Genomic DNA, 21,657 nt, shown 5'->3' with positions numbered 1-21,657 from the left:
GTATCACCTGGGGAATTGAGAGGCCGCGAAGACAGGCGCAAAAGCGGATACGGGTGCGGAGACATTGTATCACCTGGGGAATTGAGAGGCCGCGAAGACCTGCTCGTAGATGCCGAGAACCGTGTCGAAGATTGTATCACCTGGGGAATTGAGAGGCCGCGAAGATCGCATACCGCATACTGCACGGCTGAGAATATTGCCGTCCCGCCCCGCCCGCTGGAATGCGCCTGTCGCCGCCCGAGACCGCCAGCGCCCCGCCCTCCCGTGCACTTCCTGCGTACATCAAGAATATCCGCCCATGCGATATCCGCCCGCGTGCGCCCGTGCGTTACGCATGCCCCGCGTGTACGGCAGGTGTGTCTGGGGCACGCGCTACCATATTGCACGTAGCTTCTTGTGTGGCGCACGACGCGCCACACCCACCAACGGCAGGGAGTGTCATGTCGCTCACCATAGTCTGGACGAGGGAAGAGACGGTTGTGTGCTCGTGCGCACGCGAGGTACTTGGGGAGGCCCTGCACGCCGGCGGCCGCGCGGTGCTGCTGGTTCCCAACTTCCAACGGCAGGTGGATGCGAGCACCTCCCTTGCCGAGGGGGGACTCTCGCCCCTGGGGCTGATGGTTTCCACCCCCGCGGCATGGGCGCGGGAGCGCTGGGAGGTCTGGGGAGATGGAACGAGGGTGATTGACTCCACCACGCGCACTGCGGCAATGCAGCGCACCCTTGCCCAGGCAGGCCCAGATAGGCTTGGCGGCATGGGCGCCAACGCCGGGACGGTGGACGTCCTGTGCTCCCTCGCCTCACGTGCGCTGCCTTGGCTCTCTTCGAAAAATGACGGCCTCGCGCCTGCCAGGGATGGCCTCACGGGCGCGGAGGGCGCCGCGCTCCTCCTGGTGGAAGACTACGCCCGCATGATTCACGCCCACGGGTTTGTGGAGGGCTGCGAGGCCATGGCGCGCCTGGCGGACGTGCTGCAGGAGCAGGGCGTGACGCCCGTGCCCGTGGTCTTTGACGGCTTCCGGACGCTCCCGAGGACGCTGCGCGAGCTTGCGCTGGGGCTTGCCGCCCACGGCAACGTCACGGTTGTGGCACGCTGCCCCAACCGCGTTGCGGCCGAGGGGTTTGGAGAGAATCTGGACCTGCTATGCCGGGCTGCGCGGGAGCGCGGCATCGTTCTGCGCGAGCCACGTCGAGAGGACGTCAGCGCTTGTGCGCAGCCTGGGCGCTCCCATGAGCTGGGTGCGCTGCTCTCCACGCTCTATGGCGCCCGGGAGAGGTTGGTGAGTGCCACCGGTGCCGTCTCGCTCCTTCAGCCGGCGGGGCCCCTGGCCGAGGGGGAGTCCGTGGCACGGTGCGTCCGCTCCCTGGCCGACAGGGGCTGCCGCTCCGTGGTTGTCGCGGCGGCGGACGGCTCGCGGGCCTGGAGGGAGCTTGCGCCCAAGCTCGTGGCCCGGGGCGTGGGTGTGCGCGCCCAGCTTGCCGAGCGCGTCTTGTCAACCGAGGCGGGCAGGGCGTTCCTTGAGTTTGCGGAGTCGGTGGCCCTGCTCTCGGAGCTTGCCCAAAGGTGGCCAGACTCGCAGGGCATGGAAGGGGAAACGCTGGTTGGGCTGGGTGACATGTCGTGGTGGCCTCCACGAGCCCTGTGCGACTTCCTGCGCAGCGAGATCTCTCACGTGCCCGTGCCAAAGGCCCTCTCGCTCGACCGTGCCTGGAGGGCAGACCGCCTGCTTACGCCACGTGACGTGCTCGACACGCTCCTAAGCCCCCGCCGCACGAGCCCGGAGATCGCCGCCGCCACGCGCGAGCTGCTTCGCGGCAGGCTGGCTTCGGCTGCGGCGCGGCTCCTTGCGCCCTATGCCGCCGGACAGGTAGCTGACGAGCTGGCAGACTACGTCGTCGATGACGCGGGCGAGATGCGCCAGGTCCATACCGCCGGCGCGGACGCCCTGGCGGAGTCGCTCGCAAGCGGCGCCCTGGCTGCGGTAATTGAGGTTGCGCGGGCCCTGAGGTCGCTTGGCGTCACGGCGGACCCAGAGGCGCGGGGCGGCGTCTCCCTCGCGCGCCTCGTCTCCCTCGCGCGCGACGCCCTGGGCGAGGCGAGCGTGGTGGCGCGCCCACGCATTGAGGTCGCTGGGGCAGGCGCGCAGGTAACGATTCTCTCGGGCCACCTGGCATCCTTTTTGGCGCCGGGCAGCGTGGACGCGGCCGTCCTCTGCTCGCAGACCTCCGAGGAGGCGCCGGTGGGCAATGGGGACGACGTGGTCACCGCCATCCTGGACCGGTTGGGCGTGGAGCCCAAGGCAGACCCCATGCTGGCGGCGCGCGCGGACTTTGCGGCCCTCGTGGCGCTTCCCTCGCGCTTTCTGGTGGCGCAGCGCTGCTCGTTTGACCCCCAGGGAAAGAATCGCTATCCCTCGGTCATGCTGAGCGAGCTCCTTGCCTGCTACGGCGTGGACTCAATGCGTGATCCCCGCGACGTGGGGCTTGCCGTAGAGGAGCTGGGTGATGGCGCGGCAGATGCCAACGCGGCCCCGTCGGGGGAGCCCTCCGTGCCGCGTGGCGAGGAGCGTCCCTCACCGGCAGGCAGGATCGGGGCGGCAAACAGGGCCCTCGTGGTTGTTCCGCCCGAGGGAAGGGACGACCTGCTGGACGGGCGTCCGCTGCTCTCCGCCTCGCAGATAGAGTCGTATTTGGAGTGTCCGTACAAGTGGTTCAGCCTGCGTCGCCTGAGGCTGCAGGACTTTGACGCGGGGTTCTCGCCCATGGAGACGGGCACCTTTGCCCACCGGGTCATGGAGCTGACGCACCGTGAGCTCCTGTGCCGCGCGCTCGAGGCGTCCGACGCCCTGGGCGAGGGCTTTGACCCCGAGGATGCGCCAACGGTTGGCATTGCCGGCTCACGCCTCTTGGAGGGGGACGGGGCAACGCGGGAGCTGGTCCGGCAGATTCTCTTGCACACCTTTGACGAGGAGCTGCGCCGCCAGCTGATACGGGAGGGCAAGCACTCGCGCTACCAGGCCTTTGTTCCTCACACTGCGGCGGACCGGGACCTCCTGCGCACCCTCAGGGAAGACCTGCTCTCGGCGCTCGACTTTGAGGCGGGGCTGTTTTTGGGCTATGAGCCGCGCTACTTTGAGTGGAACTTTGGCAGGAAAGACGACCTGGTGGAGTACGCGGGCGCCTATCTCACGGGCACCATCGACCGGGTGGACGTGGATCGGCACGGCCAGGCCGTGGTAATTGACTACAAGCACAAGTCTCCCAAGGGATTCGCACAGGAGCACAACGTGTTGCAGCCCGACGACTCGTCGTTTTCCCTGCCACGCCGCGTGCAGTCGCTCATCTACGCCCAGGTGGTGCGTCGGCGCCGCCCGGACCTCAGGGTCACTGCGGCGGTGTACCTGGGCACCAAGGGGGACCACGCCATCGCCGGGGCGGTGGGCGCAAACGCGCTTGAGAACGTGCTGGGATCCCGCGCTCCGCGCAGGGAGAAGGCCGCTCGGGCGCTCACGGTGGACGACTCCGCAACGTATGGCATGGAGGGCGAAAGCGGCATGGGCGCCTTCCTCGATGCCACCGAGCGGGCCATCCGCGAGAAGGTGGGCGAGCTTCTCGACGGAAACATTGAGGCCCACCCCAAGGACGAGCGGGCCTGCTCGTACTGCCCGGTCATGAACTGCGACAGGAGGATCTCTCAATGAGCGGAATCGACCTCTCCGGCCTCAATGACAGCCAGCGGGGCATCGTGAGGACGCTGGACCGCCCGCTGTTCGTGGAGGCCGGGGCGGGCTCGGGCAAGACCTTTACCCTCACGCGCCGCATCGCGTGGGCTCTCTCTGCGGGCTCCGGGGAGGGGGGCGCCGCGTTTCTTGATGACCTCTCGCAGGTGCTCGTGATCACCTTCACGCAGGCCGCCGCGCGGGAGATCAAGGAGCGTGTGCGCTCCACCCTGCGGGCCGCGGGCATGGGCGAGGCGGCGCTGCAGGTTGACTCTGCCTGGATAAGCACCATCCATGGCATGTGCACGCGCATCCTCAAAAGGCACGCGCTCGACCTGGGGCTGGACCCCCGTTTTCGCGTGGCCTCGAAAAACGAGGCGAAGTCGCTCATGGACCAGGCGCTGGAGGAGGTGGCGAGCTCCGCCATCCGACAGGGGGGAGACTCGCTCCTCCTTGACGCGATCGCCGAGTACGGCCTGGGTTCCGCGGCGGCATCGATGCCCGGCGGCGTAATGGGCATCGTCGATGCGATTATGGACGCCGCGCACTCCGCCCCCCGGGGCTTTGAGTCGCTCGAGCTCGTCGGCGATGACGAGCTGGACGGCTGCATGGGGCGCCTGCTGGGGTCGCTGAAAGCGATCGGGGCACAGAGCGGCGTGACGGCGAAGGCGCTGGAGACGATCGCGCTCTCCACGCGCGTGCTCGAGGCGTACGAGGCCCTGTCCCCCGGGGCGCGCACCCCAGAGGCGGCGCTCGAGGCGCTGGGCGGCGTCGGCCTTCCCCGCAGGAGCAATGCGATCGCAGAGCTGATCCCCGACGCAAAGGAGGCCCTCGCCCTCGCCAGGGCGCAGGCGGCCCTCGCGAGGGTGCGTCCGCTCGCGGGCAGGCTCGTCTCCCTTGCCCGGCAGGTGGACGACCGCTTCATAAAGCTCAAGGCCTCCCAGTCGCTGCTGGACACGGACGATTTGGTGGCGCTTGCCCTTGCGGCCGTGCGTGACAACGATGCCATTGCCGCAGACTACGCGGGCCGCTTCCGCCTGGTGATGGTGGACGAGTTCCAGGACACCGACTCAAGGCAGCTCGAGCTCATCCGCCTGCTCTCGGGCGAGGGGGAGCGGCACCTGGCAACCGTGGGCGACGCCCAGCAGTCCATCTACGGCTTCCGCGGCGCCGACGTGAGCGTGTTTCGGGCCCGTGGGAAGGACGTGCAGGAGGACGAGCGCATCAGGCTGGACGTCAACTATCGCAGCCACTCCGACATCCTCTCGTTTGTGGACGCCACCTGTGGCGGCCCTGCGGGAGTTGTCAGGGGCTTCATGCATCTGGACGCAGACCCCCGGCGCAGCGATGCGTACCGTGCCCGTGACCTCCCGCGCATTGACGTGGAGCTCGTGGAGGGCGCCTCCACGACGGCGCGGGCCAACGCCTCGGTCATGGCGGTAGCCATCGCGGATCGGCTTCGCGAGCACGTGGATCACGGCGAGCAGCCAGGAGACATGGCACTGCTCCTGGGGGTCACCACCAACGCGGCCCTCTACATTGACGCGCTCAGGGCCCGTGGCATCGACTGCGTGGTCACGGGTGGGTCAACGTTTAAGGCCACGCGCGCGGCAGGCACCATGGCGGCGCTGCTGCACACCCTTGCCAACCCGCACGACACGCAGTCCGGGCTGTTCCCGCTCCTTACCTCCCCCCTGTTTGAGCTGGACGCCAACGACTTCGTGCAGCTGGGCACCCGGGTGCAGAGGACGCTCGACGCGCCCACCAAGCGGGCCATCGACCGCGGAATCGAGACCATGGACCTGCTGGGGCCAGAGCCCGCGTCGGGGCGACTGCGCCTGGCCCACGACGTGCTCATGCGCGCGCGGCTGGCCATGCGCAGGATGCCCGTGGCGGACGTGTGCATGCAGGTGGTGCGGGAGTCCGGCTGGCTTGCGCGCCTGGAGCGCCGGGGAGAGGATGGCCGCGCCGAGGAGGCCAACGTGCTCGCCGCAGTTCGCCACGTCCGCGACCTTACGTCGGAGCTGGGGCTGGGCCCCGCGCGTGCCGCGAGCGAGTTTGACCTGTGGCTCCAGACCGCAAAGGTGCCGCCGGCGACCCTTTTGGGGGGAGAGCGGCGCAGTGTGCGGGTCATGACAATACACGCCTCAAAGGGCCTTGAGTTTCCCATCGTCGCGGTGGCGGAATGCTGGTCAAGCAGGGCGGACGGGGGTCCGGTTGTCTCCTTCCGCCTTCCGGGTGGCGGCGTGGGGGTGTGCCTGAAGCCCAAGGGCTTGGGAAAGCTGGACGACATTCCGGTGGATGAGCGGCCCGAGTCCCTGTCCGAGTGCCTCTGCTGGCTCTCGGCTCAGTCGAAGGACGCTGCTGCGGGCGAGAAGGCGCGCCTCCTCTACGTCGCGCTCACGCGCGCGAGAGAGGCCCTCGTGCTGGGGCTGGGCGTCACGGTCTCCAAGGAGTCCGTTAAGCCCGAGCTTGCCGCCGGCGTGCTCGGCGCGCTCGTTGGCGACGCCCTGCCGTCTCCCGGCGTACATCCCCTGGACTACGGCGGCTCCGAACCCGCGCGCCTGCGCGTTGTCTCTACCATGGCGGAGGGCACGGGGGCCGACCGCGTCGTGAGCGCCGACTCGTCGGGAACGCTCGTGGACGGGCCGCTTCCCAACGATTCCGCCGCGCTGTTCCGGTCGCTCGCGCGGCAGGGCGAGACGGTCCCGACGGATGGCGGCGAGGGTTCTGGCGAGGCTTCCAATGCGCCCTTTGGCCTCTACGAGGTTGAGGCCGACCCCACCGTCGGGAGAATCGAGACGTGGTCTGTCCGCGAGGGCATCTTCAGCTACTCCTCGGCGCATGCGCAAATGGGGGTGGAGCCCGATGCCGGCAGCCTGCCCGCCGTCGATATGGCCGCACCGCCCACGCATGTTCCCCAACAGCCCTCCCCATCCGCGCCTGGGGATGCCTTGCAGGCCGACGACGCCCCGCAGACCGACGACGCCGACCGTGCGACCAGCCTGGGGTCCGCCTTCCACGAGCTTGCCCAAGCCATGGTGGAGTCGGGTGCGCAGAGGCCCACCCCCGCCCGCATCGAGCGCGCAAAGACCTACTGGGGCCTCTCGCGTCGTTCCGCCGCGCGCCTGGACGCGGCGCTGGAGCGGTGGTGCGAGTCGCGCCTGAGGGCGGAGGTCCTCACCCACGGGCTGGTGCGCGCGGAGGTGCCATTTTTCCTTCCGGTGACCTCGCGCCACGGAAAGTACGTGGAGGGGGCCATAGACCTGCTGGCGACGGACGAGGGCTCGTCGTGCGCGCTTCTCGTTGACTACAAGACGGGCGACAGGGGCCTCTCGGCCGCGCAGGTGTCCTCCCGCCACCTGATGCAGGCAAACTTTTATGCGCACGTGCTGATGTCCGTGGGCTTTGACGAGGTGGACTGCCGCTTTGCCTGCGTGGAGGTGGACGACGGCAGCGGCGATCCCCTGGTTGCCCGCTATGTGTTTGACAGGGACAACCCGCCCGTCATCTAGCGGCGCAACAACGCGTGTGCGGGGAGCCTGGCCACAGGCGTGCCGCCGCCCGGCGCTTGGGGACTTTCGCGGATGCGGCGTAGCCGGGTCGTTTGGGTCGCGGGGGCGTGCGGGGTTGGGCTATGCTCTAGCGGGCGGACATCAAGGCAAGGGGCGGCATGGCATTCGTACACCTTCACAGCCATTCGGACTTCTCGATCCTGGACGGCGCGGCGCGCATCTCGGACATCGTGGGCAGGGCGGTCGAGCTCGGCATGCCGGCGGTCGCGCTGACGGACCACGGCTACATGTTTGGGATCCCCAACCTCGACCTCGAATGCCGCAGGTACAACGAGGAGGCGCTCGCCATGCGCCAGTGGAAGCGCGACCTCGAGTGCTTCCAGAAGTCCTGGGAGCTCACGGAGCCTGAGGCCGACCCGCAGGACGCCCCCCGCCATGACCAAGCCCACGCCCAGTGGGCCTCGGACTGCGAGGTCTGGGAGTCTTCCTCCCACGACCTTGGGGCGGTCCGGGCAAACCGCCCGCCCCTCAAGATCAAGCCCATCTTTGGCTGCGAGGCCTACTTCATCACGGGCGATCACGTGGAGCGCGGCACGCGCGAGCGTCGCTACCACCTGATCCTGCTCGCCAAGAACGAGACGGGCTACCACAACCTGCTCAAGTGCATGTCCGAGGCCGCCGGCCACGAGATGATGTACTACGGGAAGCCCCACACGACCCTGCCCATGCTGCGAAAGTACCACGAGGGCGTCATCTGCCTCAGCGCCTGCGTGCAGGGCGTCATTCCCCAGTGCGTGGTGTCGGGCCGGCCTGACGAGGCGCGCCAGTGGGCCCTCACCTTCAAGGAGCTCTTCGGGGACGACTTCTACCTTGAGGTCCAGGACCACGGCAACGTCTTCGAGGGCGGCTGGGACGACCGCCGCCTTGACGAGCAGCTGGTCAGGCTGGGACGCGAGCTTGGCATCAAGGTGGTCGCCACCAACGACTTCCACTACCTCGTTCGCGACGACGCCCCCACGCAGGACCTCCTCTCCTGCATCGGCAAGGCGACGACGCTCGACGACCCCAAGCGCATGCGCATGCGGGGCAGCGAGTACTACCTCAAGAGCGAGCAGGAGATGCGCGAGCTCTTCTCGTGGCTGCCCGAGGCTGTGGACAACACCGTCGAGGTGGCTGACAAGTGCGACTACGAGCTCGACTGGTCCAGCATGTACCTGCCCTCGTTTCCCGGCCTGCGACCGGGGGAGACCGCCGAGGAGCGCTTTCGTGCGGAATGCGAGCGCGGCCTGGCGAAGCGCTACGGCGACGACTGGCGTGACGTCACGATCAACGGCGTCAACGTCCGGGAGCGCTTTGAATACGAGTATCAGGTCATCTGCGACAAGGGCTTCGCGAACTACTTCCTCATCGTCCAGGACTACGTCCAGTGGGCCAAGGACAACGGCATCGGCGTGGGGCCGGGCCGCGGGTCGGCCGCGGGCGCCATCGTCGCCTACGCCTTGAACATCACGACCTTCGACCCCCTTGAGAACGGTCTCATGTTCGAACGCTTTCTCTCGCCCCAACGCTCCGAGATGCCCGACATCGACATGGACTTTGACGACGAGCACCTGCAGGACGTCCTCGCGCACGTCCGCGAGGTGTACGGCGAGGACCACGTCTGCAAGGTCATCACCTATTCCACGATCAAGGCCAAGCAGGCCATCAACGACGCCGCCCGCGTGCTGGGGCAGCCCGTCTACGTGGGGCAGCGGCTGTCAAAGATGCTCTCCAACGACCCCAAGCTCTCCCTGGAAAACGCGCTCCACAAGAACGAGAGGCGGCCCGACCAGTACTCCCCGGACTTTGAGCGGGCCTACCGTGAGGACCAGGTCGCGCATCAGATCATTGACGCGGCCCTCTCCATAGAGGGCATGACCCGCGGCGAGGGCGTGCATGCCTGCGCGACCCTCATCGCGCCCACGCCCGTCACCGACCACGTGCCCACGAAGCTCGACACCAAGGGCAACGTCACGATCACCCAGTACGAGGGTCACTCCGTGGCGGACATGGGCCTGCTCAAGATGGACTTCCTGGGTCTGCGCACCCTGACGGTCATCAACAAGGCACTCGACAACATCCGCGCCGCCCACCCCGGCCCCCAGGACGTCGCAGCCATGCCCGAGGCCGTGAGGGCCTGCCTCAAGCCGTCCGCGCGCGGCGTCGACATAGACGTGGACCTCATCGACTTCTCGGACCCCAAGATCTACGAGCTTCTGGGCTCGGGCCATACGGCGGGCGTCTTTCAGGTGGAGTCCGCCGGCATGACGGCCACCATCAAGAACATGCAGCCTCGCGAGTACAAGCAGATCGTGGCACTCATCGCCCTGTACCGCCCCGGCCCGCTGGGCGCCGGCATGGTCACGAGCTACATCAACCGCATGAACGGCAAGGAGCCCGTCGTCTTCTACGACGACCGCCTCTCGAGCATCCTGGACGAGACCTACGGCACGATCGTGTACCAGGAGCAGGTCATGCAGATCTCGGTCAAGATGAGCGGCTTCTCGGCCGGTGAGAGCGACTCGCGCATTCGCAAGCCGGTGGCCAAGAAGAAGATCAAGCTTTTGACCTCCACCGTCTTTCACTGGGACGACGGCAGGGACGAGACCACCTACGACCACTGGATGAACGGGGCGCAGGGCAACGGCTACGAGCGCGACGTCGCCCAGAAGATCTGGGACGACGTCCTGGAGTTTGCCTCCTACGCGTTCAACAAGTCCCACTCGGCGGGCTACGCCATCCTCGTCATGCAGACGGCCTGGCTCAAGGCGCACTTCCCCAAGGAGTTCATGGCCTCCGTGCTCACCTCCTACATGGGCAAGACCGAGAAGATCGTGCACTACGTCACTGCCTGCCGCCGCGAGGGCATAGAGGTCCTGCCGCCTGACATCAACGAGTCCGGCCGCGACTTCACCGCCACGCGAGAGGGCGTGCGCTTTGGCTTTGCGGGCATCCGGGGCGTCGGCGCCGGCGTCGGCGAGGTCATCATGCGCGAGCGCGAGCGCGGCGGCCCCTTCAGGAGCCTCCATGACTTCGTGGACCGCCTGGACGGCAGCCAGGCGAATCGTCGCGTCGTCGAGGCGCTCATCAAGGCCGGCGCCTTCGACTCCACGGGATACCCGCGCAAGCAGCTGCTCGGCTTCGTGGACAAGGGCGACCCCATGAACATCGTCGACGCGGCCGCCCGCCGCCAGAAGGACCGCGCGTCGGGGCAGAGCTCGTTCTTCGACCTGCTCGCGGACGTCGCGGGATCGGGCTTCGACGAGGAGGTGCCGCCGCCGGATCCCGCTGACGAGTGGGACCGCCACACCAAGCTCGCCCAGGAGCACGAGGTGCTCGGCCTCTACGTCTCGGACCACCCGCTCGCGCCCTATGAGTACGCGCTCTCGAAGGCGCGCGATTACGCCATCAGCGAGCTCTCAGAGTCCGAGGAGGTCGTCAACGCCGCGGACGGGTCCACCACCACGACCTTCAAGGTGCCCGAGGGGAGCTCCTTCAGCCTGGCGGGCATGGTTCCCACCGGCGGCGTGGCCAAGAAGGTCACCAAGAAGGGCGACCAGATGGCCATCGTCACCCTCGAGGACATGGAGGGCGAGATCTCCGTCGTCGTGTTCCCCAAGGCGTACAAGGAGTGCGCCGCCGCGCTCGAGGGCCAGGTCGACCCCCAGACGGGCGAGCGCGTGGGTGACGTCTTCATCAAGGTCGTTGGCAAGCTCGAGCGCGGCGACAGGGGAGACCAGCTCATCGCGAGCTCGGTCGAGAGCCTGGAGCTCTCGGACAGGACGAACAGGCCCAAGGTCTTTGAGGTCTGCGTCAGCGCGCGGCTCCTCTCTCAGGAGCGCATGGAGCTCTTTCAGTCCATACTCGTGCGGTACGCGGGGCTCGACCGGGTGGAGCTCCTCGTCGAGAGCGACGCCGGCGACCTCATGCGGCTCCTGCTCCCGACCAAGGTCGACGCCCGCAACGCCATCCTCCTGGCCGAGGTCGAGGACTTCGTCGGCAGGGAGGGGCGCGTCGCGTATGCGTAGGGCCGCGCCCGCCCGCGCCGTGGGGCCTGTGAGGGCACCTGAGGGGAGACGAACATGAAGCTTGGCATCGCGCAGACGAACACGCGCCCCGGCGACCTCGAGCGCAGCGCGGCGCGCATCCGCACCTATGCCCGGATGGCCGCCAAGGACGGTGCCGACCTCCTGGTCCTGCCGTCCTGCGCCCTCACGGGCTACGAGCTCGTGAGGGAGGCGGACCAGGTGGGCTTCCTCAGGGACCTGGTGGCGACCTTGGCCTCCCTCTCCGCCGACGTGGCCTGTCCCTGCCTGGTCTCGGTGCTCGTCGGCGTCGAGGACGCGGGCGTCCAGGAGCCCGTGCTGCTGAAGGACGGTTCGGTCAGGCTCCTGGGGATGTCGGGGAGCCTGGCCGACCTCCTGGCAAAGCGGGACGACGCCCCGCGCGACGAGCTGGCAACGAAGGAGGGGCCGCCCCTCTTCGACATCGCCGGGGAGCGCGTCGCCGTGGCGACGTCGCCGGACGACCTCGATCGGCTGAGAGGTCGCGAGAAGGACGCCACGGTCGTCGTGTACCTGGACGACCAGGGGTTCTGCGTGGACGACCCCGCAAGCGCCCTGGGGGCCGCCGTCGTCGAGGGCGGCTTCGTCCAGGACGCCCGGGACATGGCCTGCTGGCTCTGCGGCGTCGGCGGGGTGGGCCTGTACGGAGAGCGCGTCTTTGGCGGCTCGAGCTTCGTCCTCTCGCCCGCCGGCACGCTCGTCGCGTGCGGTCCCGCCTTCGAGGAGGGTCTCGTGCTCTGCTCGCTTGACGAGCGCGCCCCCGTTGACCCCAGCCGCGGCAACGTCCTCTTTGACCAGACCTTCCATCTGTGGCAGGTGCTCACCCTGGGCCTTCACGACATGGTGGGCAAGTACGGGGGAGGCCGCCCCGTCGTCCTCGGGCTTGACGGGACCCTGTCCGCCTCCCTGCTCGCCCTGCTCGCGACCGACGCCCTCGGGCCGACGAGGGTGCACGTCCTCGTGTCCGCGCGACGCGATGAGGACGCGCGAAGGTCCCGCGAGCTCGCCGGCCGCCTGCGCCTTGACGTCCAGGAGCTCGACGACGCCCTCGTTCGCGCCGCCCAGGGCGACGAGGCGCTCCAGGAGGGCATCGCGCAGGCCCGGCTCGCCGCCTGGGCCCGCGAGCTCGACGGCCTGGTGCTGTCGTCGCGGGACAAGACTGACCTGGCGCTGGGGCTGAGGTCGCAGCTGCCCACGGCCGCGTTCGCGCTGCCGTTGGGGGACGTCTATCGCTCCGACGTCCTCGACCTCGCGCGCCTGCGCAACACCATCTCTCCCGTCCTGGGAAAGGCCCAGCTCACCCGCGTCGACCTGCCGGACCTGCCGGGACTGACGCTCCTCGGGCCGTCGGTCGAGGAGACGGTCTTTGCCATCGACGCGATCCTGCTCGAGCACCTCGAGGGGCGTCACGGCCTGCGCGACGTGTCGGCCGTCACCGGTCGCTCCCCCGCGTACGTGAGCCGGGTTCTCGAGGCGCTCGACGAGGCGGAACCCTGGCGCGTGGGGACGCCGCTCGTCATCGCAACGAGCTCGGCGCCCCTGGCCGACAGCCGCACGTCGCTGGGCCTGGCGTGGCGGCCCGACGGCTCCCTGGGTGACCAGGCGCTTCGTGACGACTTGGCCCGGCTGTCCAAGGAGGCGCTCATGGGAGCCGCAGGTGGCGACGCGCCGGCGCCGCCGGAGGCAGGGCCCTCCGCGGCGGATGTCGCGGGGCAGCTCTCCGAGGTCATGACGCTTCTGGGCGACCTTGCCAACAGCGGGCTTCTGCCGCGCCAGAACCTGGAGGGCCTTCAGGAGTGGCTCGGTGCCCGGCGGGCCGGCAAGGCCGGGGACAGGCCCGCGGGCGGCGTGATGCTCTGGGGACCTCCCTTCTCGGAGAACTGAGCGGCGCTATGCTATAGTTAGAACGAACGTTCTATCACATCGGGCAAGGTGGGACAGTGGCATGATCGTCCTAGGCATAGACCCCGGCCTGGCACACACGGGATGGGGCGTCATCGAGACGCGCGGCTCCACCTGCCGCGCGCGGGCCTACGGCTGCGTGAGCACGGACGCCTCGCTCGCCATCGACGTGCGTCTGGGAAGGGTCTTTGACGAGATATCCCGCATCGTTGCGACCTACGCCCCCTCGCAGCTGGCCATAGAGAAGGTCTTCTTTGGCGAGAACAGCAGGTCCGCCATGGCGACCGCCCAGGCGCGCGGCGCCGCCATCGTCGCCTGCGCCAAGGCGGGCCTTGAGCTGGGCGAGTACACCCCCATGCAGATCAAGCAGGCGGTGGTGGGCACCGGGTCGGCAGACAAGCGCCAGGTCATCTTCATGGTGCGCACCGTCCTGGGCCTTGACCACGACCCTCGTCCCGACCACTGCGCTGACGCGCTGGCGGCCGCCATCTGCCATGCCAACCTCGCCCTCACCCGGCGGCGCCGCCGCGACGCGGCCGCCGTCCAGATGCTCGAGCAGGAGCAGGCGCAGCGTCGCCTCGAGCGCGCGCTGGCCCGTGACGTCACCGCCGCCGCGACCGCGACGCACGTGGCGGGCGGCGGGCGCGACCGCGCGGCTTTCAGCCACGTACGTCAGAGTAGGAGAAACAGCCAATGATCGCCCAGCTGACGGGTACCCTTGTCGAGCTCGTGCCCCCCATGGCCCTCATCGACGTCGGCGGCGTCGGCTTTGAGCTGGGAGTCTCCGCCAACACGGCGGCACAGCTCCCGCCGGCGGGAACCGCCAGCGTCACGCTCTTGGCCAGGCTCCTCGTCAAGGAGAGCTCCCTGGAGCTCTTCGGCTTCGCGACGCGCGAGGAGCGCGCCGTCTTCGATCGTCTCATCGCCGTCTCGGGCGTCGGCCCCAAGCTCGCGCTCTCCGTGCTCTCCACCCTCACGCCGGCCGCCCTTGCCTCCACGGTCGCCCTCCAGGACGCCGAGCGTATGGCACAGGTCCCCGGCGTGGGCAAACGCAAGGCGCAGCGGCTGCTCGTGGAGCTTGAGGGCGTCTTCGCCAAGGACGTCACCCTGCGCGGCCTCGTCGGGGCGCAGGGCCAGGACGCGCCCGCTCCCTCGCGCCCCGGCGGTGCCGAGGCCCTGGTGGCTGAGGCCACCTCCGCCCTGCTGTCGCTTGGGTTCACCCAGCAGGAATGCGAGCTGGCCCTGGCCGACGCGGACGCCGCCGGCTCCTCGGTCGAGCGCCTCGTCGCCGGCGCCCTGCGTCGTCTGGGAGGTGGCGCCTGATGTGGGAGGCGGCTGACGAGGACCTCTTTGCGTCCGAGAGCCCGTCGTCGCGCGGCCGGGGCGGCTCCCGCGGCGTGACGGGCGAGCTCACGGCCGACGACCTGGAGGTCGAGCGGGGCCTGAGGCCCAAGACGCTGGATGACTACTGCGGCCAGGAGCGCGTCAGGGCCAACCTGCGCGTCCTCATCGCCGCGGCCAAGGAGCGGGGCGAGAGCCTTGACCACGTGCTCTTTTCGGGCCCTCCTGGCCTGGGCAAGACCACGCTCGCCGGCGTCCTGGCCAACGAGATGGGCGCCCGCCTCAAGACGACGTCGGGGCCGGCCATCTCGCGCACCGGCGACCTCGCGGCCATCCTCACCAACCTCGAGGAGGGCGACGTCCTCTTCGTCGACGAGATCCACCGCCTCAACCATCAGGTGGAGGAGGTCCTCTATCCCGCCATGGAGGACTTCTGCCTTGACATCGTCATCGGCAAGGGGCCTGCCGCCCGCTCCATTCGCCTTGATCTGCCGCGCTTCACCCTCGTGGGCGCCACGACGCGCACGGGCCTGCTCACGGGCCCTCTGCGCGACCGCTTCGGCATCTCGTACCGCCTTGACTACTACACGATCGACGAGCTGTCACAGATCGTCTGCCGCTCAGCCCGCCTTCTGGGCGTGCAGGTGGACGCCCGGGGCGCCTCGGAGATAGCGAGCCGCTCACGGGGCACGCCGCGGCTGGCCAATCGCCTGCTCAAGCGTGTGCGCGACTATGCCCAGGTGAAGGCCGACGGCCTCATCAGCTGGGAGGTGGCCGCGCGGGCCCTCTCGTTCTTTGAGATTGACGAGATGGGCCTCGACTGGATGGACGCGCGCATCCTCGTGGCGCTGACCAAGACCTTTAGGGGTCGTCCGGTGGGGCTGTCCACCATCGCCTCGGCCGTGGGCGAGGACCCGTCGACGCTTGAGGACGTCTATGAGCCCTACCTGCTTCAGCAGGGGCTCCTTGTGCGCACGCCCCAGGGTCGGCAGGCGACGGCGCTTGCCTTCGAGCATCTGGGCGTCGCCGTGCCGCCGGACGGCACGGCATGACGGGCGTCTCGACCGGGGGCCGCGGCGCCCCGACGAGGAGGAAGCATGTTGCAGCATGACTATCTGCTTGAGGTCATCTCCCAGTTCGTCGAGACGGTCGCCCGTGCGCTTGGGGCGCTGAGGCGCCATCCCACGCGCGGCGACGTCGCAACGGTCGAGGAGGGCATTGCCGGCCTGCTTGACCTCGACCCCGAAGTGGCCCTCGCGCTCACCCCGGACTCGCTCGTCACGATGATGCTCCTTTCGGGCGTGGGGGACGCGGTCGCAGGCTATGTGGCCTTCTCGCTCCGTCAGCTCTCCGACGCCTACGGGTGCCTGGGTGACGACGATCTCAGGGAGCTCAGGCTCAGCCAGGCCCAGGCGGTGGAGGCCTCCTTCACCGTCGAGCCGGGCGTGATTCCCCGGGAGCTGGAGGGGCGCCTGGGTCACGCGGGGTGAGCGCCGGTGCCCTCGCAGCCTTTGCGTGCTCCTCTTGGTTTCAGGTAAAATGCGTCCTAGACCCCCTGAGGCGCTGGCTTTCGGTGAGGTCCCGCAGACGAGACCCATGAGAGGATCTGGTTTCCATGCAAGCTCGCCACGTTCGCGCGATGAGGGCGCCCCTGTCCGTCCTTGCCGCCTCGACGCTCCTGTGTGCCGTGCTTATCGCCCCCCGGCCCGCCTTCGCGACACCTGCCGACGCCGTGATCACGCGTGAGTCCGCCGGTGCTCTGGGTGTCGTCCTGCCGCCATCCCCCGAGCAGCCTGCGGCGAGCGAGACGTCGGCACTGGCGCCTGAGGCCTCTGCGAGGACCGAGGACGAACCGTCCCCGTCCGGGCAGGCCGCCCCGCAGGACGCCCCGCAGGACGCCCCGCAGGACGCCGTCCAGCCGCCCTCGTCCGCAGGGGAGTCTGTCTCGAACGGCTCCGCCGCCGGTGAGCCCAAGGCGGCGCCCCAGCAGCCGGATGCCTCCCCTGCGCCTGCCAGCCCGCTAGAGCCCCCTTCCGAGCCGGGACCCTCCGTCCCTCCCGTCGCGGAGGGGGAGTACGTCATCGAGTCGGTCAACGGCGGCCGAAAGGTCCTCGACGTGACCGCCGGGTCCACGTCCGACGGGACCAACGTGCAAGCGTACGAGAGCAACATGAGCCCCGCCCAGCGGTGGAGGCTCACCTTCCACGAGGACAGTGGCTGCTACACCATCGGCCTGGTGGGGACGAGCAAGGTGCTCGACGTGTCTGCCGCCTCGGCGAGGGCCGGCGCAAACGTCCAGATATGGGACGACAACGGCACTGACGCCCAGCTCTGGACCATCGTGAAGATGGGCGGTAGCTATCAGGTCGTCTCGAGGCTGCGTCGCGACCTCGTCCTCGACCTTGCGGGAGGCCGTACCGCCAACGGTACGAACGTGCAGATCTACACCGCCAACGGCACCGCGTCCCAAGGCTTCCTCTTCCTGCCCGCGACCGTGACGGTCGCCCCGGGCGCGACGCTTCCCGGAACGGACGGCTCCTACCAGCTGATTTCGGGCCCCTCGTCCCTAGGCTCGGTCGTCGTCGGCAGGGCAGGCTCCTCTGACGTCCGCCTGCTCGACAAGGACGGGTCCCCCTCCCAGCGCCTGTATCTCAAGCGTGACGCCAAGGGCTACTACGCCGTCTACGCCATCGAGTCGGGCAAGGTGCTCGAGGCACGTTACGGCAGCGTCGTGCCGGGCACGCGGGTCCAACTGGCCTTTGATTGCGGGTCGGCCCAGCAGCGCTGGGCGCTCGTGCGTAATGCGAACGGCTCCTACGGCCTTGTCAACAAGGCCAGCGGCCTCGCGTTGGGCGTCGCCGACGCCCTAGCGGGCACGGCAGGAGCGGGGCTTCAGACGCTCGTAGCTAACGAGGGGGAGGGCCAGTGGTTCTGGCTCGAGGCGACAGCCAACCTCGCGGCCGGCCCGGCCGTCACCGACAAGGCGGGCACCTACATCATCCGCTCCGCCAACAGTCTGGTGCAGGTGATTGATTCCGCCGGCGGCGGCTCTGCGGACGGGACCAACGTCCAGACGTACCAGAGCACCATGTCAGGGACGCAGAGATGGACGCTCAGCCGTGTCGGCGACTACTACACGGTGGCGCGTGCAGGAACCAGCCAGGTCCTTGACGTGCAGGCGGCTGGGCTGCGCGACGGCGTCAACGTTGGCCTCTGGCATGCGAACGGCACCGACGCGCAGCTATGGAAGCTCGTCAGGCGCGATGATGCCTACCTGCTCGTCTCGAAGCTACGTGCCGACCTCGTCCTCGACCTCATGTGGGCGGGCACGGCCAACGGCACCAACGTCCAGGCCTACACGGCCAACGGCACCAGGGCGCAGCTCTTCTACCTTCTCTCGCCCGACCCCTCGATTGAGCCTGGCGTGCGCGGGCTGGACGGCGCCTACCTGCTGGCAGGCGGGGGCGCGAGCTCGCGCCACGTGGCTGACATCGAGGCCGGCTCCCTGGGCAACGGCGCCAACGCGCGCCTGTATGCCAGGAACGACTCGGGCGCGCAGCGGCTCTATCTCAAGGACGACGGAAGCGGCTTTTACACCATCACGGTCATCGGGACGGGCAAGGTCCTTGACGTGGCCGACGGCAACGTCGTTCCCTCGACCAACGTTCGTCAGTGGCAGGCCAACGGGTCAGACGCGCAAAAGTGGGCACTGCGGCTCAACGCGGATGGCGTCTCCTACACCCTCGTGAGCAAGGCCAACGGCCTTGTGCTGGACATCAGCGGAGGCGTGATCGGCAATGGCTCCAACCTGCAGGTCTATGACGCAAACGGAACGGCCGCCCAGAGGTTCTGGCTCATTCCCTCGAGCATCCTCACCGAGGGCGTCTACTCCATTCGCCCCCTCTCTAACACGGGCCGGGTCGTGGACATCACGAACGGCTCCTCGGCAAGCGGCGCGCAGGCGCAGATCTACGTCTCCAACGGGTCGCTGGCGCAGCGCTTCCAGGTTGTCTATGACGCCGAGACGGGCGCCTATCGCCTGCGCACGGCCGCGTCGGGAGGATGGCTCACCGCTCGCGGGAGCTCCGTCCTCCAGGTGGGAAGCTCCCTCACGACGCCTGGCGTCGAGAATCTCTGGAGGCCCGTGTGGAACGGGAGGTACTTCTCCCTCCTGTCGACCTCGGCGGACCTCGTCATGAGCCTGGGCGCCGAGGGCAGCTCGAACGGTGCGAAGCTGGCCCTGCGGGACGCCAGCGGGTCCGTGACCCAGCACTTCCTCTTCATGCCCGAGCGGCTCCTTGCGGGCGGCCTCTACGAGTTTCGCTCTGGCCTGGGCGCAAACCTCGTCCTTGACGTGAGGGGCGGCTCCTCGGCCGCCGGCGCCGACCTCCAGGCCTACGCGGGCAACGACTCGCTGGCGCAGAAGTTCTACCTCGTGCCCTCGGGCGAGGGCTACCTCATCAAGAACTTTGCCTCAGGCAAGGTCCTCGACGTTGACTCGGCCTCGTCCCTTGACGGCGCGCGCGTTCAGCAGTGGTATCTCAATCACTCCAACGCCCAGCTCTGGCGCGCCGAGATCGTCGACGGCGGCGGCGTTCGCTTTGTCAACGTCAACTCCGGCAAGGCCCTTGAGGTGGCCGCGGGGCGTACGGCGTTCCAGGCGCAGCCGCGCGAGGGTCTCGCATCGCAGCGCTGGACGCTCAAGAAGACGATCGGGTATGGTTGGGTCTCGCAGAACGGCACCTGGCACTACTTCTATCGGGATGGCAGCTCGCGCGCCTTCACCAACGTCGCCTACAGCGCCTTCCAGGCCATCCGTTACACGACCAGCAAGACGAACTACCTTCTGTGCATCGACAACTGGAACTGCCGCACGATCGTGTTCAAGGGGTCGGCCGGCAACTGGGAGCCCGTGCAGGACTGGCTGTGCAGCGTGGGCACCACCAAGCACAGCGATCCGACGTTTGGCATCACGGCCCGGGGCAGCTTTGAGATCCTCAAGAAGGGGTACTTCATGGGCAACGACCCCGACTACTTCTACTGGTCGGAGTTCTACGTTCCCAGCGGAAGCCCTGACGGCGAGGGGCAGCGCTTCCATTCCGCCGGCTTCTACCGCAACTACGGTGACCCGTACACGCCCGGCGCCCCCTATGACACCACCATCGGCAGGGCCGAGACGCACGGCTGCGTGCGACTCTGGTTCGACCAGGCGAAATGGCTCTACAACACCTGTCCGATAGGGTCAAAGGTGTACAGCTACTAGGTCGACGGCGTAGCTACCAGGCAGCGGCAGCTTGTCAGCGTCACGAGAAGGCGCCTCCTTTTGAGGGGGCGCCTTTCCGTCAGTGTGCGCCCTCACGCCGCCTGAGCCTGAGCGGCTTTATGTGCCTAGAACATAGCTGAATCTCTACGAAAATAATTCGGTAAAATCACCCTCTGACGTGCAAAAACGCTATTTTTATCTTCAGATGGACAGATAGTTCGTTTGTCAGTGGGAGAGCGTTCTCAGCATCCTTTCAGCACCCAGGGTGCTGAAAGCTATGGACATGAATCGGGGGAAGTATGAGGAACCTCAGCCAAGGCTCTGTCACGAAGGATCGTGGCGAATGGAAGGCAGCCATCTCGTGTCAGGAGAACGGGGTTCAGAGAAGGCTCACGAAGAGAAGTCGAAGCGCGCCGGGATGAATCGAATCGACTCGCTGCTGAACATATGACCGTTCTTGATGATCATAGTGCGGGAGTTTCGTTTCCGCCGCCGATGTTGTGATGCATAAAGGGTGTAACGCCCGTAAGGGATATGACGGGCGTAACATTCCTAACAATTTCAGCGCCGGCCGTACGAAAGGAGCCCGTATGGCCCGCACCGTCGCGTTCTCGAACCAGAAGGGCGACATCGCCAAATCGACGACCGTCGAGGCCTTCGCAGTCGAGCTAACTGCGAGGGGCTTTCGCGTCCTCATGGTCGATATGGACGCCTAGCCTGGCAACCTCAGCCTCCACGTCGGCGCAAACAAGGAGCGCCGCGGTTCGGGCGACATGCTCCTCCAGGCGAAGCCCACGGAGGATAACGTCTCCGACTGCATCCAGGATGCTGGAGACTTCGGTGATATTGTCGCTGCTGACGAGAGGCTCGACACCGTGGACGAGAGGCTCAACTCCCGCGTCGACAGGGAGAGGATCTTCGCCTCATCGTCGACGGTCCACGAGGACTACCGGGGGCTCGTCTCCGCCTACCTCGCGGAGATCGGCCTCCAGTAGGCATAACAGGCATAACGTCCATAACAGGCGTAAGGGGAATCGCATGGCTAAGAACGACCCGCTCGAGACCGCTCTCGGCAGGAGGAGCGCGCTTGCAGGGCATGCGGTTAAGAGGGGTGCGGTCAAGGAGAGGTATCCGAGGACTATCAACATCCCGATTGACGAGGACACGTTCCAGGCGATAGCGCTCTATGCGGCGAAGCACGGGATGCAGAAGAACGATACGGCTCGCAAGTTCCTTGTAAAGGGGCTAGAAAAAGAGCTTGATGAGATTAGGTCGCTTTGGCGATAACAAGATAGTATTTGGGATGAGACAAATAGAACAAATTACCGCTTGATTTTGTTATACGTTGTAATATCATCATCTCAAATATTGTTATAAGACAACGTATAACAAAAGGAGTTCCAGTGGCCCGTTTCGTCCTAGCATCGCATGGTCGTCTCGCCGAAGGGATGAAGGATACCCTCCAGATCATCCTCGGGCAGCTCGACAATGTCGAAACCCTCTGCGCCTACATCGATCCTAATGTTTCGGCCCAAGACCAGGTTGAGGACCTGCTTGCCACGTTTGTTCCTGGTGAGACAGTCGTCGTGGTGACGGACATCTTCGGCGGCTCGGTGAACAACGAGTTCATGGCAGCCCTTGCCCACCACGAGTTCTTCCTCGTGTGCGGTATGAACATGCCCCTGCTCATCCAGCTGCTCTCGTCCGACGAGCTGGACGTGCAGGATATCGAGGAAGCAATTGGGGAGTGCCGCGAGGTCATCCTCCTCTGCAACGATCTTGAAGCATCCGCCGAGGAAGCAGAGGACTTCTGA

General features: G+C 67.5%; 13 protein-coding genes. All 13 read left to right on the top strand.

The features are described 5' to 3' along the window. Positions 1–440 precede the first annotated feature (440 nt). The 13 genes from HMPREF2826_RS08535 to HMPREF2826_RS08480 all read left to right on the top strand — a co-directional run bounded on the left by HMPREF2826_RS08535 (position 441) and on the right by HMPREF2826_RS08480 (position 21,657). Positions 441–3,701 carry a PD-(D/E)XK nuclease family protein gene (locus HMPREF2826_RS08535; protein ID WP_070640949.1) on the top strand — a complete coding sequence of 1,087 codons (3,261 nt, stop codon included), beginning with the start codon at positions 441–443 and terminating at the stop codon, positions 3,699–3,701. Then, positions 3,698–7,234 (top strand): UvrD-helicase domain-containing protein, encoded by a 3,537-nt coding sequence (locus HMPREF2826_RS08530; RefSeq protein WP_070640947.1) that lies wholly within the window; start codon positions 3,698–3,700, stop codon positions 7,232–7,234. The genes HMPREF2826_RS08535 and HMPREF2826_RS08530 overlap by 4 nt, the downstream gene beginning before the upstream one ends. A gap of 158 nt (positions 7,235–7,392) precedes the next feature. Next, positions 7,393–11,301 (top strand): DNA polymerase III subunit alpha, encoded by a 3,909-nt coding sequence (dnaE, locus tag HMPREF2826_RS08525; RefSeq protein ID WP_070640945.1) that lies wholly within the window; start codon positions 7,393–7,395, stop codon positions 11,299–11,301. Positions 11,302–11,355: 54 nt separating this feature from the next. Further along, a complete protein-coding gene (locus tag HMPREF2826_RS08520) occupies positions 11,356–13,221 on the top strand; it encodes a nitrilase-related carbon-nitrogen hydrolase (protein ID WP_070640943.1) in 1,866 nt (621 codons plus the stop codon). 61 nt (positions 13,222–13,282) lie between these two features. After that, positions 13,283–13,936, top strand: a complete 654-nt coding sequence (gene ruvC / locus HMPREF2826_RS08515; RefSeq protein ID WP_070640941.1) for a crossover junction endodeoxyribonuclease RuvC — start codon at positions 13,283–13,285, stop codon at positions 13,934–13,936. Further along, complete coding sequence (gene ruvA, locus HMPREF2826_RS08510) at positions 13,933–14,562, top strand: Holliday junction branch migration protein RuvA (RefSeq protein ID WP_070640939.1); 630 nt, start codon at positions 13,933–13,935, stop codon at positions 14,560–14,562. Before ruvC ends, ruvA begins: the two co-directional genes overlap by 4 nt. Then, entirely contained in the window at positions 14,562–15,632 is a 1,071-nt protein-coding gene (ruvB, locus tag HMPREF2826_RS08505) for a Holliday junction branch migration DNA helicase RuvB (protein ID WP_070640937.1), read from the top strand. Before ruvA ends, ruvB begins: the two co-directional genes overlap by 1 nt. Positions 15,633–15,677: 45 nt before the next feature. After that, positions 15,678–16,070 carry a hypothetical protein gene (locus HMPREF2826_RS08500; RefSeq protein ID WP_070640935.1) on the top strand — a complete coding sequence of 131 codons (393 nt, stop codon included), beginning with the start codon at positions 15,678–15,680 and terminating at the stop codon, positions 16,068–16,070. Positions 16,071–16,195: 125 nt separating this feature from the next. Continuing rightward, a complete protein-coding gene (locus tag HMPREF2826_RS08495) occupies positions 16,196–19,843 on the top strand; it encodes an RICIN domain-containing protein (protein ID WP_083307363.1) in 3,648 nt (1,215 codons plus the stop codon). Positions 19,844–20,433: 590 nt separating this feature from the next. Beyond that, a complete protein-coding gene (locus tag HMPREF2826_RS09475) occupies positions 20,434–20,559 on the top strand; it encodes an AAA family ATPase (protein WP_168164001.1) in 126 nt (41 codons plus the stop codon). A gap of 57 nt (positions 20,560–20,616) precedes the next feature. After that, complete coding sequence (locus HMPREF2826_RS08490; RefSeq protein WP_070640932.1) at positions 20,617–20,838, top strand: hypothetical protein; 222 nt, start codon at positions 20,617–20,619, stop codon at positions 20,836–20,838. Between the two features lie 43 nt (positions 20,839–20,881). After that, positions 20,882–21,130 (top strand): hypothetical protein, encoded by a 249-nt coding sequence (locus tag HMPREF2826_RS08485; RefSeq protein ID WP_070640930.1) that lies wholly within the window; start codon positions 20,882–20,884, stop codon positions 21,128–21,130. 116 nt (positions 21,131–21,246) lie between these two features. Next, on the top strand, positions 21,247–21,657 hold the full coding sequence (locus tag HMPREF2826_RS08480) for a PTS sugar transporter subunit IIA (RefSeq protein ID WP_083307361.1): 411 nt from the start codon (positions 21,247–21,249) through the stop codon (positions 21,655–21,657).

Source organism: Olsenella sp. HMSC062G07, from assembly GCF_001811895.1.
GTDB classification, from domain to species: Bacteria; Actinomycetota; Coriobacteriia; order Coriobacteriales; family Atopobiaceae; genus Olsenella_F; species Olsenella_F massiliensis.
Note: the sequence above shows the minus strand (reverse complement) of the source record. Positions and strands in the feature narration are given on the sequence as shown.

Excerpts from the sequence above, each read along its gene's own strand:
- HMPREF2826_RS08490 (WP_070640932.1), top strand. The coding sequence starts at position 20,617 with ATGCTCCTCCAGGCGAAGCCCACGGAGGATAACGTCTCCGACTGCATC.
- HMPREF2826_RS08500 (WP_070640935.1), top strand. The coding sequence starts at position 15,678 with ATGTTGCAGCATGACTATCTGCTTGAGGTCATCTCCCAGTTCGTCGAG.
- ruvB (WP_070640937.1), top strand. The coding sequence starts at position 14,562 with ATGTGGGAGGCGGCTGACGAGGACCTCTTTGCGTCCGAGAGCCCGTCG.
- HMPREF2826_RS08485 (WP_070640930.1), top strand. The coding sequence starts at position 20,882 with ATGGCTAAGAACGACCCGCTCGAGACCGCTCTCGGCAGGAGGAGCGCG.
- HMPREF2826_RS08495 (WP_083307363.1), top strand. The coding sequence starts at position 16,196 with ATGCAAGCTCGCCACGTTCGCGCGATGAGGGCGCCCCTGTCCGTCCTT.
- HMPREF2826_RS09475 (WP_168164001.1), top strand. The coding sequence starts at position 20,434 with ATGGCCCGCACCGTCGCGTTCTCGAACCAGAAGGGCGACATCGCCAAA.
- HMPREF2826_RS08530 (WP_070640947.1), top strand. The coding sequence starts at position 3,698 with ATGAGCGGAATCGACCTCTCCGGCCTCAATGACAGCCAGCGGGGCATC.
- HMPREF2826_RS08520 (WP_070640943.1), top strand. The coding sequence starts at position 11,356 with ATGAAGCTTGGCATCGCGCAGACGAACACGCGCCCCGGCGACCTCGAG.
- ruvA (WP_070640939.1), top strand. The coding sequence starts at position 13,933 with ATGATCGCCCAGCTGACGGGTACCCTTGTCGAGCTCGTGCCCCCCATG.
- HMPREF2826_RS08535 (WP_070640949.1), top strand. The coding sequence starts at position 441 with ATGTCGCTCACCATAGTCTGGACGAGGGAAGAGACGGTTGTGTGCTCG.
- ruvC (WP_070640941.1), top strand. The coding sequence starts at position 13,283 with ATGATCGTCCTAGGCATAGACCCCGGCCTGGCACACACGGGATGGGGC.
- dnaE (WP_070640945.1), top strand. The coding sequence starts at position 7,393 with ATGGCATTCGTACACCTTCACAGCCATTCGGACTTCTCGATCCTGGAC.